Raw genomic sequence first — 14057 nt, 5'->3', positions numbered from 1 at the left:
GTGGCTCGATGAACCGTCTGCAGGTGGTCGTCGTGGCCGTGGTGGTGCTGCTCGTCGTTCCCGGAACGGCGACGGCAGTCGTCCGGGGCGAGCCGGACCTCGACGCGAGCGTCGGGGACACCACGCTCACCGCCGGAGAAGACGGTACCTTGGAGTTGACAGTCGCCAACAGCGCCGACCTCGAGGTTGCGTCGCTGTCGAACCCCGCGTTCAACGAACGCGTCACGACCGCCCGGGGGGTCGAAATCCGCATCGACGACGGAACTCTGCCCTTCTCGGTCGACTCACCACGGCGAGTCGTCGGGGGCATTCCCGACGGCGCGAGCGCCACGATACCGTTCTCCGTCTCCGTCGACGACAACGCGACGGCCGGCACCTACCGGGTCCCCGTCGAGGTGGAGTACACCTACACGCGACAAATCGCCGAGTTGTCGGGCGTGACACAGCAGCGAACGCGCTCGCGGACGCTCTACGTCCGGGTTCGAATCGAGACGGATTCGGAGAGTCGGTTCCGCGTCGTGGGGACGACCGCCGACGTTCGCGCCGACGACGGCGGCAGCGTCTCGGTGACGGTCGAGAACCGCGGAACCGAACCCGCCCGGGACACGGTCGTGACGCTCAGCTCCCCCAACGAGGGGTTCGACCTCGGCGGCGCGCCCACCAACAGCCGTCGAATCGGTGGAGTGGCTCCCGGCGAGCGGCGAACGGTGACGTACGCCGTCGACGTGAGGGAGGGGATTCGGGCCCAACCGTACGTCTTCGAGGCGTCGGCGAGATACCGGAACGCCGACGGAGAGACTCGACGCGATGACGCACTCCCGGTGGCCGTGACGGTCGGGTCTGGCCTCCGATTCAGCACCGAAGCCGTCGACTCCGAGCTGTACGTCGGCGAGCAGGGAACCCTATCGGGGCAACTCAGAAACGAGGGCGAGTGGACGGCACGGAACGCCGTGGTCGTCATCGAGTCGTCGTCGCCGAGCGTCACAGTGTCCGAACGGGCGGTCGCCGTCGGCGACCTCGCCCCCGGGTCGTCGACGCCCTTCGAGTTCGCCGTCGACGTCGGCCCCGGCGCGAGCGACGGCCCACGGCCGTTCACGGCGATCGTCAACTACGAAACCGCCGACGGCGACACGAAGACGAGCGACCCGATTCGGCTCCAGCGGTCGGTCGGCGCCGACCGCGAGTTCTTCAGTGCCGAAGCGGTGAACGCGACGTTCGCCGCCGACACCAGCAACCGACTCGTTGTCCGACTGACGAACGTCGGCGAGACGACGCGAACGGACGTGACGGCACGGGTGGCGGCGACGCCGCCGTTCAGCAGCGTCTCGCCGGAGGCGTACGTCGCCCGGCTCGACCCGGGCGAATCAGCCGAAGTCGCATTCGAGGTGTCGGTCGACGAGGACACCGTTCCGAGTTCTCACGCGTTGCGGATGAACGTCACCTCCGAACCGGCCGATGGCGACGCCGCCGCCACCGACGCCTACCGGGTCCCCGTCGAGGTCGCCGAAGAGAATGAGGCCGTCGACACCTCCTCGCTCGCTATCGTCGGAATCCTCGGCGTCGCGGTCGTCATCGCGGGGGGCTACTGGTGGGTTCGTCGGCGATAGCCCGCCGTCACACCACCACGAGCAACAGCACCATTGCACCCCCGCCGGCGGCGAACCCGGCGACCAGTTCGCGGTACCCCTTCCCGTCGAGTTCTTCCCCCGCCTCCAGCGCGTCGGGGATGAACTCGCTCAACACGAGATAAATCATCGCGCCGGCGGCGAAGCCGAACCCGGCGGGCAACAGCGGTTCTGCCAACTGGACGAACCCGAAGGCGATGACCGCGCCGAGCGGTTGGGGCAGCGAGGAGAAAATCGACCACCACACCATCTTCCACTCGGCGACGCCCATCGTCCGCAGCGGAATCGAGATGGCGACCCCCTCCGGGATGTTGTGAATCGAGATGGCGATGGTCATCGCGATTGCGAGGGCGGGGACGGTGAAGCCCAAAAGCGGGATGCCCGACCCGAGATTGAGTTCGGCGAAGGAGACGCCGATGGCGATGCCTTCCGGAAAGGAGTGAACCGTCAGGACGCCCAAGATGAGGACGAGTTTCTTGAAGTCGGCTTCCTCGTAGGTCCGGGAGTCGATATCGGCGTCCATCAGCAGGTCGTTCGCGACCAACACGAGCAGGCCGCCGGCGACGAGTCCCACCGCGACGGTCGTCCACGGCCCCGCGTTCAGTCCCTCGGGGATGAGCCCGAATATCGAAGCGGCCATCATGATGCCCGAGGCGACCCCCCAGAGCCCCACGTTGAACTTCTCGGAGATGTCGGGGACGAAAAAGAAGGGGAGCGCGCCGATTCCAGTCGCCAGGGCGGTGATGAGTCCGGCGACGAAGACGAGCGTGTAGGCGGCCCAGTCGACCATGGTAAGACGTGTGTGGTGTCGGGTGTTGAGGTTATCGACTCGCTGGCTTTCACCGACGGCGGGGCGCTCAGATGCTCTTGAGGAACGCAGTCGCACCGACTGTTTCGGCGACGATCCACGCGATGAACAGCGCGTAGGCGACCAATAGCGTGTAGGACTCGATGTCGGTCAACGAGAGCTCCGTCCGGAGCATCCCGAACAGCAGCACCGTCGCGAGCGTCAACACGCCCATCATCGGGACGGCAACCGCGAAGTCGATGGTGATGCCGCCGACGATGAGGACGCCGACCGGAATCGCAACGAGCAAATCGAACGTGTTCGACCCGAGGACGTTCCCGAGGCTGGTCAGTCCGTTCCCCGCCTGCGCCGACCGCACGCTCACGAGCAGGTCCGGGAGACTCGTCGCGCGCGACGACGGTGAGTCCCGCGATGAACTCGGGGATGCCGAACGTCGCCCCGATGGATTCGACGCCGACGACGAGTTCCTCGACGCCGATGACGATGACGACGAGTCCGGCGGCGAGTTTTCCCCACTCTCGACCGACCGAAATCCCCTCCCGGAGGTCTTCAGCGTCGTGGTCGCTGACGTCCTGCCACTGGATGAACAGGTAGAGCCCGTACAACAGGAGGGGAATCATCGCCAGCGGTCGCGTAATCTCTCCGGCGAGGGCCGGTCCATCCGGCACCGGGACGTAGATGACCGCGAGTGCGAACGTGATGACGAGCGCCGAGACGGCTATCATGTAGAACTGGGCTTCCTTGTAGACGATGGCGCGACTCGCTTCGAGCGGCTCGTCGGCAGCGAGACCGGCCAGCGCCGGGATGACGAGGATGTTGAAGATGGCCGACCCGACGATGCCGCCGACGCCGATGTCGACGACGCCGGCGAACGCCGAGAAGACGACGGTGGTGAACTCGGGGAAACTCGACCCGATTGCGACGACGATAGAGCCCTGGACGACCGCCGGCAGGCCGTAGTACGCCGACAGTTGCTCGGCGGCGCCTTCGAGCCAGCCGGTGCCGACCCACAGCAGGGCGGTCCCGAAGAGTATCAGGCCGACGCTCACGACAGGCGTGTTCGGGAGGAAGCCGCCGAGTACCATCTCGTCGAGACAATCTCTCTGTCGATAAAAGAAGGCTCTGGATGGCGGTCCGCCCTTACGGCCAGAGGCCGCGCGCCTCGTGGGCGGCCGCGATACGCGTGAGGGCGACGATGTAGGTCGCCTCACGCCAGGTCACGTCTCGGGATTCGAACGTCTCGCGGATGGTGTTCCAGGCTTCGACCATCTCCGTTTCGAGTTCCTCGTTGACGCGTTCGAGCGACCACGACCGGCGGTTGATGTCCTGAAGCCACTCGAAGTAGCTCACGGTGACACCACCGGCGTTGGCGACGATGTCCGGGATGACGGGAATGCCGCGTTCGGCGAAAATCGCGTCGGCGGCGATGGTGGTCGGCCCGTTTGCGCCCTCGACGATGATGTCCGCCTGAATGTCGTCGGCGTTGGACTCGGTGAGGACGTTGCCGATAGCTGCCGGAATCAACACGTCGACGTCCAACTCCAGCAGTTCGTCGTTCGTGACCGTCTCGGGGGCGTCGTGCCGTAGCACGCCCTCGTGTTCCTCGTGGTGGGAGGGAATCGACCGCGTGTCCAGCCCGTTCGTGTCGTAGACGCCGCCGTTCACGTCGCTGACGGCGACGACGTTCGCCCCCCAGTCGTCGAGGAGTCGCGCGGCGTTGGCGCCGACGCTTCCGTACCCCTGGACGGCGACGGAGGTCTCCTTGATGTCCTTATCGTAGTAGTCGATTACCTCTCGGGCGATGATGGCGACGCTCCGGCCGGGCGCCTCGTCTCGCCCCTCGCTGCCGCCGACTATCGGCGGCTTGCCGGTCACCACACCGGGAATCGTCTCGCCTTCCTGCATCGAGTAGGCGTCCATCAGCCACGCCATCGTCTGGGGGTCCGTCCCCATGTCGGGGGCGGGAATGTCGAGCGTCGGGCCGATGGCCGGTCGCATCTCCTGGGCGAACCGGCGGGTGAGCCGTTCTTTCTCCTCGTCGCTCAACCCTTTGGGGTCGACGGCGATGCCCCCCTTCGCACCGCCGAACGGGAGGTCCATGACGGCGCACTTCCAGGTCATCCACATCGCGAGACCCGCGGACTCGTCTCTGGTCACGTCGGGGTGATACCGAAGCCCGCCCTTGTACGGGCCTCTGACGCTGTCGTGTTGGGCTCGATACCCCGTGAACACCTCCACGGAGCCGTCGTCCCGTTCGATGGGGACCGTAACCTCGTGGACCTTCTTGGGATGTCTGAGCCGTTCGACGATGCTCGGGTCGATGTCGACGTACTCGGCGGCGTATTCGAGTTGCCGGCGAGCGGTCTCCAGTGCGCTTTCGGGTTCGGACGACTCCGCTGTCGTCTCTTCGGAGTCGTCACTCGGGGTCGTACTAGAAGCCATTCTCACTCCATGGGTGTACCGCGGTTCCGGAGGTCACCGCCACACTCGGGACAGGAGCCGGGGCTCTCCGCGGAGACCACGACGGTTCCACATTCGAAGCATTCGTACCGGCGTTCGGCGTTCGGGGTTGGGATTTTGTCTCGCATGGTGTCAGGAACACTGTCGCGCGAACCGATTGCGCTCTGGATGTGGGTAATAGGTGTATAAGGGAATATTCCGCGGTTGGCTATCGAACCTTCTGGGGTATCGGGGGTTGGATAGTCAACCCTCTACTGCCGATTGGGCCGCTGGAACGCCGATGTCGTCGAACAGCGATTCGAACAGCGTCCGTTGGACGGCCCGGATGTGGTTGTAGAACGCCGTCGAGGAGATGCCGAGCGTCGCCGCGACGTCCTCGCCGGTGCTCTCGCGGGGGGTGTCGAAGAAGCCGCTGTAGTAGGCCGTCTGCACCACTTCGAGTTGTCGGTCGGTCAGGCGGTCGAAGACTCGCGAGTACAGGTTCCGGTCCGTCGAGCGGTCGAACGTCTGTTTCGACTGTAGTCGAACGTCGTCGAACGACTCACGGACGAGGTCCGTGATGTGTCGCACGTCGATGCTCTCTGGGATGTCGACGACGAGCGTCGTCGTCGTCGGGTCGGCCGAGACGCTCCGCAACACCGCGCCGTGGTCGGCCAACTCGATTGCGAGGAACGGACTCGACAGGCCGAGTCGGAGGACGCCACCGGCGCTGTCGGCGCTGATTCGGTGGACCGTCTCGATGGAGTGAAGCCCCCGTGCGGCCGTCTCGACGACGTCGATGGGGGTGTCCTCGACGGTGACGAAGACGTAACTCCCCTCGGCGGTCTGTTGGATACCGCCCTGATAGGAGAGCGTACAGTCGGCCTCCGCGGCCAGTCGGGAGAGGACGAACCGCTGGTCGTCGATGGACAACTCGACTCGCGTCATCGAGGTGGTGAGCAGCGCGTTCTTCCGCTCGATTGCGCTTATCGCCGCCGCAATCGTCTCGCCGAGTTCCGCGATGACCGTCCGCAAGGTGCCCTCGAAGGCGTTCTGCGTCCGCGCGTACACCGTCAGGACGCCGTAGGTGAGTTCGTTGTACGAAAGCGGGATGCTCAACACCGAGAGGTAATCCCGCGACAGCGCGTCCTTTCGCCACGCCTCCTCCCGGAGTCGCGCGGCGACGTTCGACACCAACGTCACTTCCCGCGTGGCCGCCGCCCGTCCGACGGGTTCGCCGGTCGCCTCGTCGACGTGGAACGTGCGACTGTCGAGATACCCCTGTTCGTCGCCGGCCCACGCCTGCGGCTCTATCGTGTCGGTTCGGGGGTCGACGGCGCCGACCCACGCGAAGGCAAAGCGGTCGTCGTCGGTGAGCAGTTCACACACCGTGTGGTCGATTTCTTCGCGTGTCTCGGCCTCGACGAGCGCCTGGTCGATTTCGCGAATCGTCTCGTTGATTCGGTTCAGCGCCGTCAGTTGGTCGTTCCGGTGTTGGAGTTCGCGGTCCTGCTCGCGGAGGCGACTCTCACGGGTCACCCGGTCGAGTGCGGCCTCGGCCGTCGCCGCGAGCAAATCGGCGAGTTCGCGCGTCACGTCGTCGAAGGCACCGACTTCCTCCGAGCCCGCGAGGAACACGCCGTGGTTGCCGAGCGGGATGAACGCCGCGCTCCGGAGGTCCGTCGCACGGTTTTCGAGTCGGTCGGACTCGTGGACGTCGTCGAAAAACAGCGGTTCGTTCTCGACGAAACTGTAACTCGTCAACCCGCCGTCGTTGGCGTGGACCGCTCGCAGCGGCCCGTTCAGCCGCTCCATCTCGGCGGAGTGGACCACCGGGTCGAGGTCGTTGTCGTCGGCGTCGAACAGGTAGACGGCGCTCGCGTCGACGTCGAGGACGCTCGCGGTGTCGTCGACGACGTGCTGGGCGATTTCCCGGTGGGTTTCGGCGTACAGGAACTCCCGGGCCGTCCCCTGGAGCGTCGCCAGCGCCTCCTCGCGTTGCTTCCGTTTCGTGATGTCCCGACAGCTGTAGAGGAGCGTTCCGTCCTGAATCGACACTTCCCTGACGTTGACCAGCAGGGTGTGTTCCCGTCCGGCCTTGTCGGTGGCGGTACACTCGATGTTCTTCAACACGCCCTCCTCGGCGAGTTCCTCGCGGTCGAAGAGGTCCGGACCGAGCAGTTCCGCTATCGTCCCCAACTCACGGATTTCCTCGACCGTGTAGCCGAAGATGAAGTGCACGTTCGGACAGACGTAGGTGTACTCGCCGGACTCGTCGGTTATCAACACCGTGTCCGTCATGTTGTTGAGCGTTACCCGGTGGAGTTCCTCGGACTGCCGGAGGTCGCGTTCGAGGTCGACCCGTTCGGTGATGTCGACGGCTTCGACGACGATGGAGACGATACCGCCGCGGTCGTCGCGAACGGGGCGGGCCGAGAGGTCGACGACGCGCTCGGTTTCGTCCGCGGCGCCGGTGACGACCGCGTTGCCGAAGGTGCCGTCCATCGCCGTCTCGACGATTCGGCGCACGTCGGCCCGTGTCTCCGCCGACGCCGGCCCCCACGGGAGCGCCCAGAACGGCTCGCCGATGGCGTCTTCGACGCCTGTTTCGACCATCTCGCGAGCGGTTTCGTTCATCCGACTGAGAGTGCCGTCCGGGTCGAGTACCCACGTGGCCGTCCGGCTGTCCTCGAAAATGGCGTCGAACTGCCTCGCGCGGTCCCGTCGGGTCCTCGTTTCTCGGGCGGCGTCGACGCTGCGTTCGATGCGGTCGAGTAGGGCGTCGGTGTCGACGTGCCGTCCATCGAGGGCGATGTAGTCGGTGACGCCGGCGGCGATTGCGTCCGCGGCGACGGCTTCGCTTCCCGAAGCCGTCGCGAGTATCACCGGGAGCGTCTCGGTTTCGGCCCGAACCGAGCGGAGCAACTCCACGCCGGTCGACTCCGGCAGTACGTACTCGCTGAGGAGACACTCGACCGATTCGTTTCGAACGGTTTCGAGCGCCGCCGCGGCCGTGGCGGCCCGCTCGACGACCGCGTCGGTGTGGGCGGTCAACGCGTCGGCGACCGTCTCGACCCAGTCGGCCTCCCCGACGAGCAGGATTCGGGTCGAACGGAGCGTCGCAGTCGGCATTGCTCGCCGGTAGACGGCCCGGACGTTTCAACACACCGCCGCGGGTCCGGGGGTCACCGCCCGAAATCGGCCAGCGTCAGCGCCATCGTGATGTCGTAGTTGGTCGTCTCGACGACCGAAAACCCCACGTCGTTGTAGAGGTTGACCGCACGGCGGTTCTCCCGTTCGACGAGGAGCCAGACGTACTCGACGCCGTGTTCCCGCCCGTAACTCAGCGTGGCTTCCAGTAGCCGAGTGCCGATGCCCGCGCTGTGGTAGTCCTGATGGAGGAAGATGGCCAACTCACAGCGTCCGGGCTCTTCCTCGATGAGGACGGCCTGTCCGACGGCGCGGTCGTCGTGCCACGCCAGCACGCAGTAATCGGACACCATCACGTCCAGCCACTCCTGCAGTCGCGTCTCGCGAACCGGCGGAATCCCGAGCGAGCGGTGTGCCGAATCGAAGTCGTGATACATCGCAAGGAGGGCGTCGTACTCCGAGTCGACCGGGCCGTCACCGTAGGCCCGGACCTCGATGTCGCGGCCCTTCGCGTCCCGAAACGACAGCGGCGGCGGCTGGGTCCCCGCCTCGGTCCCCAACTCCGGGAAGTGACCCCCATACATCGATGCCCACCACTACGACGGGGGTTACAGTAAACGTGTGGACGGACCGTACTCCCCGAGCGGCGGTCGCGGATTCCCCGGACAGCGACCGCATCGAGATGAACCGGTTTTGATACACGGTGTGTTTCTCCATCTCGCTTTCTTATTCGAGACTAACACCACGATATTCGATGGTTTCTGAGCAGGAACTGTGTTGAATGCAGGGGACGTATACCAAAACGTTATGACAACCAACACCGACGACAGTCGACTCCTCGCGATACTGCTCGTCGTGGTCGGCGCACTCGTCGTACTCCCCGCCCTGTTCATGGGGTTCGGAATGATGGGATACGGCTCGATGATGGGCGGGACGTGGGGCCACGGAATGTGGGGCGACGGAACGGTCTCCGGTTGGGTCGTTCTCGCGGGACTCCTCTTCCGACTCCTGTTCCTCGCGGCCATCGTCGCCGGGGGTTACTTCCTCTACCGGGCGATGACGGGGTCGGACGGCGACGGTGACGCGGCGCTCGAGGAACTCCGACTCGCGTACGCACGCGGCGACCTCACCGAGGAAGAGTACGAAACGCGACGCGAGAATCTCCAACGGGACTCCTGACGGCCGTAGGTCGTCGCTGAGGCCTGCCGTCGTCGTCCCGGGTGCGTGGACGTGGACGCAAAAGCGAAATTGCTTGTATTTCACAACACACACAAGACTTTACCCGCGAGGCGGCCTATTCGAAACTATGACCGATTCAGCGACCGAGCGAACCGACCGCGAGTGCCGGGTCCACCGAGGAGGCGGCCTCGCGTGAGTTCCCGTCTGGACGAGCGTTTGACCCCGCTGGAACTCCGTGCGGACATCCCCGCGCTCGAATCGACCGCCTACTTCAACACCGGCGCCAGCGGGCCGAGTCCGCGTTACGTCGTCGAGGCCGCGGAATCCTACACCGAGCGCCACGAGTACGACGCCCACGCGTCCGGCGACCCCTACCCGCTGGCGTTCGACACCTACGACGAAGTCCGCGAGACGGTCGCCTCGTTTCTCGGCGCCCACCCCGACGAAATCGCGCTCACCGAGAGCACGACCGACGGCATCAACCGCTTCGCCGGCGCCCTCGATTGGACCCCCGGCGACGTGGTCGTCCGGACGGACTTGGAACACCCCGCCGGCGTTCTGCCGTGGGAGCGACTCGAACGCGACGGCGTGGAGGTCCGCGTCGTCGAGAGCGAGGGCGGACGCTCGACCGAGCGGCGTTCGAGGCGGCCGTCGAGGACGCGAAACTGGTGTGTCTCAGCGCCGTCTCCTGGACACGGGGCACGAAACTGCCGGTCGCGGAGTTGACCGACATCGCCCACCGACACGACGCGCTCGTGTTGGTCGACGCCGTACAGGCACCCGGACAGATGCCCGTGGATGTCCGCGAGTGGGGCGCCGACGCCGTGGCGGCGGCCGGCCACAAGTGGCTGCTCGGCCTCTGGGGCGCCGGCTTCCTCTACGTCCGCTCGGACCTCGCGGAGCGTCTGGAGCCGACCGCAATCGGCTACCGGAGCGTGACAGACTCGGGTGCCACACCCTTCGAGTACGAAGCGGGTGCACGCCGGTTCGAAATCGGGACGACGAATCCCGCGGCTCACGTCGCTTTACAGGAGGCTATCGGCGTCTTCGAGGATATCGGCCTCTCGACGGTGTCCTCGCGCATCGAACGGCTCACCGACCACCTGAAAGCGGACGTTCCGGAGGACCGTCTGCTCGGGCCGCGGTCCTACGAGTCGGGACTCGTCCCCATCGCCGTCGACGACGCCGAGGCGACGGTCGAACGGCTCGCCGACCGGTCTATCGTCGTCCGGGCGCTGCCGGGCGAGGAGGCGATTCGCGTCTCCGTCCACGCGTTCAACACTGCCGACGAGATCGACCGGCTGGTCGAGACGTTGGACTTCTGAACACGCTTTTCGACTGGTCGCTTCCTCGTTCGCTATCCGGACGGTTCTTCTCTCGTGGGATTCTCCCGTACTGGTAAGAGGAGACGGGCCGAACTCCGACCATGCCCGTGACCGACCCGTTCGAGGAGCACACCGACCGGTACGACGAGTGGTTTCAGGAGTACGAACACGCCTATCGTTCCGAACTGGCGGCTCTAGAGCGACTCGTCGGCGACCCGGGTCGTGGAGTCGAAATCGGTGTCGGAACCGGCCGTTTTGCGGCGCCGCTCGGAATCGAGGTGGGGGTCGACCCCTCGACCGGGATGCTCGAACGCGCCGCCGAGCGCGGCATCGAGGTCGTCGGGGGTGTCGCGGAGGCGCTCCCGTTCCGTTCGGGACTGTTCGACACCGCACTCGTCGTGACGACGATTTGCTTCGTCGACGACATCGCCGAGACGCTACGGGAGGCACGCCGCGTGCTCGCTCCCGGCGGCCGACTCGTCGTCGGGTACGTCGACCGCGAGAGTCCGCTCGGCGAACGGTACGAGGCCAAGAAAGCGAACAATCCCTTCTATCGAGACGCGACGTTCGTCTCGACGGACGAACTCCTCGAAGCGATGGAGTCGGCCGGCTTCGGGTCGTTCGAATCCGTTCAGACGGTGTTCCGGATGCCCGAGGAGATGACGGAACCGGACCGCGTCGAGTCGGGCCGCGGCGAGGGCTCGTTCGTCGGCCTCGCGGCGACGGCTCCGTAGCTACGTCAGCGACTCACGGCCGGTAAAATAGCGGAAAAACCGAAAACAGCGACGGGTGTTGAAACGTCCGAACAGCCTCAGTCGGCCGCTGGCGTCTGCTGGCTGCGGGTCGACCGAAGCGACCGGAGGCTGGTGTAGACGACCGCGGCGGCGACGACGACGGCCGCGCCGAGGACCAACACCAGACCGATGGTTTCGAGGATTTCGATTCCGAGGTAGGAGCCGACCTCACCGACGCCGACTGCGACGGCACCGGCGAGCAGCATCCCACCGAAGTAAATCTTGATACCGTCCGAATCGACGACGCTGGTGGCCGCCGACCCGATTCGGGCGCCGAGGGCGCTACCGAACAGCAGCGGGACGACGATACCGAGGTCGACGCCGCCGCCCTGTCCGTACAGGTAGCTCCCGATACCGCCCGAGAAGACGATTTCGAAGAGGTCGGTCCCGACGGCGACGGGCACCGGCGCGCCGATGGCGTAAATCATCGCGGGCATCCGGATGAAGCCACCGCCGACGCCGAGGAAGCCCGACAGCAGGCCGGTCACGAAGGCGACGGCCATGATGACCCACAGGGAGACAGTGACGTCACCGCGCAGGTTCACCATCGGGGGAATCCGAACGGTCTCCTGAATCGTCTTCGCGATGTCGGGAATCTCGTACTCGCTGAGGTCCTTGTCGGCTTCGTCGTGGTGACCGCCACCACTGCCGCCGCCGTCACTCTTCAGGGCGTCGCGAGTGACCATCAGGCCGACCGCGCCCAACAGCAGGACGTAGACGACGCTGATGATACCGCCAGCGAGTCCCATCTCCTCCAGATAGAACACGCTCGCGCGGCCGACCTCGATGCCGAGGGTCGTCCCGGCAATCATGATACCGCCGAGTTTGTAGTCGACCTGACCGAGGTCGTGGTGTTTCAGCGTCGCGATGACGGCCGTCCCGAAGACGAACGCCATCCCGCTCCCGACGGCGACGCGGGCCGGATAGCCCATCATCAACAGCGCCGGCGTGACGAGGAACGACCCGCCCATGCCGAAGAAGCCGAACAGGATACCGACGACTAACCCGAAGCCGACGAACAGCGCCAGCAGTTCGGGCGAGGCACTGAGCGTCCCGGAGAGGGTGTTGAACACCATATCAAGCATTGTTCTCACCCCCGATGAGGGCCTTCATCAGACGCGGGCCAATCAGTTTCTCGAGTCCACCGTAACCGACGTACAGGAGGACCGCCTCCAGCAGCACGGCACCGATGAGTATCGCTGCCTCGGGGTCCCACGTCGGAACTTCTAGTCCTGCCATCGTTCTTGTAACCCTTTCGCGGTAGTTCGCACCTGGTACATTTCTGCTCACTTGAGCGTAATCCCTTGAGTGTAATAACGGTTTTGGGATGATAGTACAATACTATATTCGGGTAACTCCCCCGCAACCATCCATAACTTATGAGTACGTTTTCGCGCCGAATCGCTTGCATGCGCATTCGGAGCATAACGGCCGCTTTGAACGCCGCATCCCGTCTCGCGAGTGCGCTCGAACGAGTGCTCGAGTTCCACTCGAACCGCAGACTGGTGTTCAAAGGGGGTTCGGTGGTATTGAATACGACAAACAACACAGCTGTCGTCGCTCGCTTTTCAGTTCGTTTCGTCCGAACGTTCAAATTCCAGCACGAGGCAAGCCGTCCGCATGGCTCCGAACGACACCGAGCACGACCGCGAATCCGTCGAGCGGCGACTCGCGGCGGTCGAGCGCGCGCTCGCGACGGACGAACCCCTCGAGTACGCCGACCGACTCGACGACCTCGAAGGCAGAGTCGTCGAACTGGAAGCGGCCGTCCAGGCGTTGCGCGGCTACGTCGGTTCCGTCCGGGCGGTCAACGACGACATCGAACAGCGTGCAGACCTCGCGTTGCGGAAAGCCACGGCCCTCGAGTGTCACGTCGGTGGCGACACCGTCGGCGAGAATCCACCGAATTGCCCCGGAGATACCGAGCACACCGACGCTGACGACGCCTCGGATGGTCCGTTCGACCGGCTTCGGAAGTGGCCGTGATTCGCGTCGTGTTGGCGGTGGTGGTGGCGACCGCACTCTTCGGCGTGAGCCTCCCCGTCGCCGAGCGGGTCGAACGCGACCGCAACGGCGAACTCGCGACCGACGAACTGTCGTCGCTGGCCCGCGAGGCGGATTCCCTCGCCGACGGCAACGCCGCCCTCGAAGCCGGCCGCGAACCTGCCGGCACCACCGTCGTCGTCGACCCGCCCGACCCGACGCTCACCGACGGTGGCCGACTCGTCGTCGCAAACGACCGTCTCGTGTGGGTGCCACGGACCGGTCGAAACCGGACGGTCGAAAACGCGGTGCCGATTCGCGTCGAGACGCCGCTCGTCCTCACGGGCCGGACCCCGCTCAGACTGTCGTTGGTTTCGACCGGTGGGACGGCGGTCGTCCGGGTTCGACGGGCGAGGGTTCAAAAGCGAAGCCGGGCCCAGACCCCTCGTGTTCGAGGAACTCCTGTCGACCGACGCCGACTGTCGGTGTGAAGCGACCTTCGAGGGTGACCGACTTCTCCTCGACGGGTCGGCCTGTTCCGGCGACGGGCGCCTCGACGCGGTCCCAGCCTGTCGAGCAACGGCAATCGAGGCCCTCCGCGACCGGGACGTCGAGTCGGTGCGAACGCGGTCGGCCGGCTTCGAACGAACCTACGAGGACGGTGCCGCGGGACTGTTGGTCGCCGCAGGTCGATTTAGCGACGCGGCGGCGTTTCACGACGACGCACTCGCCGAACGCGCGCGCAGCGACCCCC

Annotated in this window: 12 protein-coding genes and 3 pseudogenes; 7 read left to right on the top strand and 8 right to left on the bottom strand. The window is 65.6% G+C overall.

Annotated elements, in window-relative coordinates:
* The first annotated feature begins 8 nt into the window (after positions 1–8).
* Complete coding sequence (locus GJ631_RS13445) at positions 9–1607, top strand: COG1361 S-layer family protein (RefSeq protein ID WP_156709650.1); 1599 nt, start codon at positions 9–11, stop codon at positions 1605–1607.
* A 7-nt stretch (positions 1608–1614) separates the two neighbouring features.
* Here GJ631_RS13445 and GJ631_RS13440 read toward each other — a convergent pair whose 3' ends face one another.
* From GJ631_RS13440 to GJ631_RS13415, 6 genes and pseudogenes are all read right to left on the bottom strand, one after another.
* Complete coding sequence (locus tag GJ631_RS13440) at positions 1615–2415, bottom strand: ZIP family metal transporter (RefSeq protein WP_156709649.1); 801 nt, start codon at positions 2413–2415, stop codon at positions 1615–1617.
* A 67-nt stretch (positions 2416–2482) separates the two neighbouring features.
* A pseudogene (locus tag GJ631_RS13435) lies at positions 2483–3518 on the bottom strand (sodium:calcium antiporter).
* A gap of 55 nt (positions 3519–3573) precedes the next feature.
* Positions 3574–4875 carry a glutamate dehydrogenase GdhB gene (gene gdhB / locus GJ631_RS13430; RefSeq protein ID WP_156709648.1) on the bottom strand — a complete coding sequence of 434 codons (1302 nt, stop codon included), beginning with the start codon at positions 4873–4875 and terminating at the stop codon, positions 3574–3576.
* 2 nt (positions 4876–4877) lie between these two features.
* Entirely contained in the window at positions 4878–5021 is a 144-nt protein-coding gene (locus GJ631_RS13425) for a rubrerythrin-like domain-containing protein (RefSeq protein WP_156709647.1), read from the bottom strand.
* A 115-nt stretch (positions 5022–5136) separates the two neighbouring features.
* The gene (locus GJ631_RS13420; RefSeq protein WP_156709646.1) at positions 5137–8004 is read right to left on the bottom strand and encodes a bacterio-opsin activator domain-containing protein; all 2868 of its coding nucleotides are present in this window, start codon (positions 8002–8004) and stop codon (positions 5137–5139) included.
* Positions 8005–8057: 53 nt separating this feature from the next.
* Entirely contained in the window at positions 8058–8606 is a 549-nt protein-coding gene (locus GJ631_RS13415; RefSeq protein WP_156709645.1) for a GNAT family N-acetyltransferase, read from the bottom strand.
* A 223-nt stretch (positions 8607–8829) separates the two neighbouring features.
* Between GJ631_RS13415 and GJ631_RS13410 the strand changes: the two genes are divergently transcribed.
* The 3 genes and pseudogenes from GJ631_RS13410 (at position 8830) to GJ631_RS13400 (ending at position 11260) form a co-directional block, all read left to right on the top strand.
* A complete protein-coding gene (locus GJ631_RS13410) occupies positions 8830–9201 on the top strand; it encodes an SHOCT domain-containing protein (protein ID WP_156709644.1) in 372 nt (123 codons plus the stop codon).
* 216 nt (positions 9202–9417) lie between these two features.
* A pseudogene (locus GJ631_RS13405) lies at positions 9418–10526 on the top strand (aminotransferase class V-fold PLP-dependent enzyme).
* Between the two features lie 101 nt (positions 10527–10627).
* A complete protein-coding gene (locus tag GJ631_RS13400; RefSeq protein WP_156709643.1) occupies positions 10628–11260 on the top strand; it encodes a class I SAM-dependent methyltransferase in 633 nt (210 codons plus the stop codon).
* 77 nt (positions 11261–11337) lie between these two features.
* Here the strand turns inward: GJ631_RS13400 and GJ631_RS13395 are convergent, their stop codons facing one another.
* Together GJ631_RS13395 and GJ631_RS18675 are read right to left on the bottom strand one after the other, a co-directional pair.
* The gene (locus GJ631_RS13395; protein WP_370518676.1) at positions 11338–12405 is read right to left on the bottom strand and encodes a sulfite exporter TauE/SafE family protein; all 1068 of its coding nucleotides are present in this window, start codon (positions 12403–12405) and stop codon (positions 11338–11340) included.
* Positions 12398–12559, bottom strand: a complete 162-nt coding sequence (locus tag GJ631_RS18675) for a hypothetical protein (protein ID WP_197425060.1) — start codon at positions 12557–12559, stop codon at positions 12398–12400. Before GJ631_RS18675 ends, GJ631_RS13395 begins: the two co-directional genes overlap by 8 nt.
* A gap of 381 nt (positions 12560–12940) precedes the next feature.
* Here GJ631_RS18675 and GJ631_RS13390 point away from each other — a divergent pair, with 381 nt between their 5' ends.
* The 3 genes and pseudogenes from GJ631_RS13390 to GJ631_RS13380 form a co-directional block, all read left to right on the top strand.
* Positions 12941–13306 carry a hypothetical protein gene (locus GJ631_RS13390; protein WP_156709641.1) on the top strand — a complete coding sequence of 122 codons (366 nt, stop codon included), beginning with the start codon at positions 12941–12943 and terminating at the stop codon, positions 13304–13306.
* Positions 13303–13794, top strand: a complete 492-nt coding sequence (locus tag GJ631_RS13385; protein WP_156709640.1) for a hypothetical protein — start codon at positions 13303–13305, stop codon at positions 13792–13794. The genes GJ631_RS13390 and GJ631_RS13385 overlap by 4 nt, the downstream gene beginning before the upstream one ends.
* Positions 13751–14057 (top strand): annotated as a pseudogene (locus tag GJ631_RS13380) (type II secretion protein); the annotation flags it as partial. The gene GJ631_RS13385 and the pseudogene GJ631_RS13380, both read left to right, overlap by 44 nt.

It is taken from the genome of Natronomonas sp. CBA1123, assembly GCF_009741925.1.
Classification (GTDB): Archaea; Halobacteriota; Halobacteria; order Halobacteriales; family Haloarculaceae; genus Natronomonas.
Note: the sequence above shows the minus strand (reverse complement) of the source record. Positions and strands in the feature narration are given on the sequence as shown.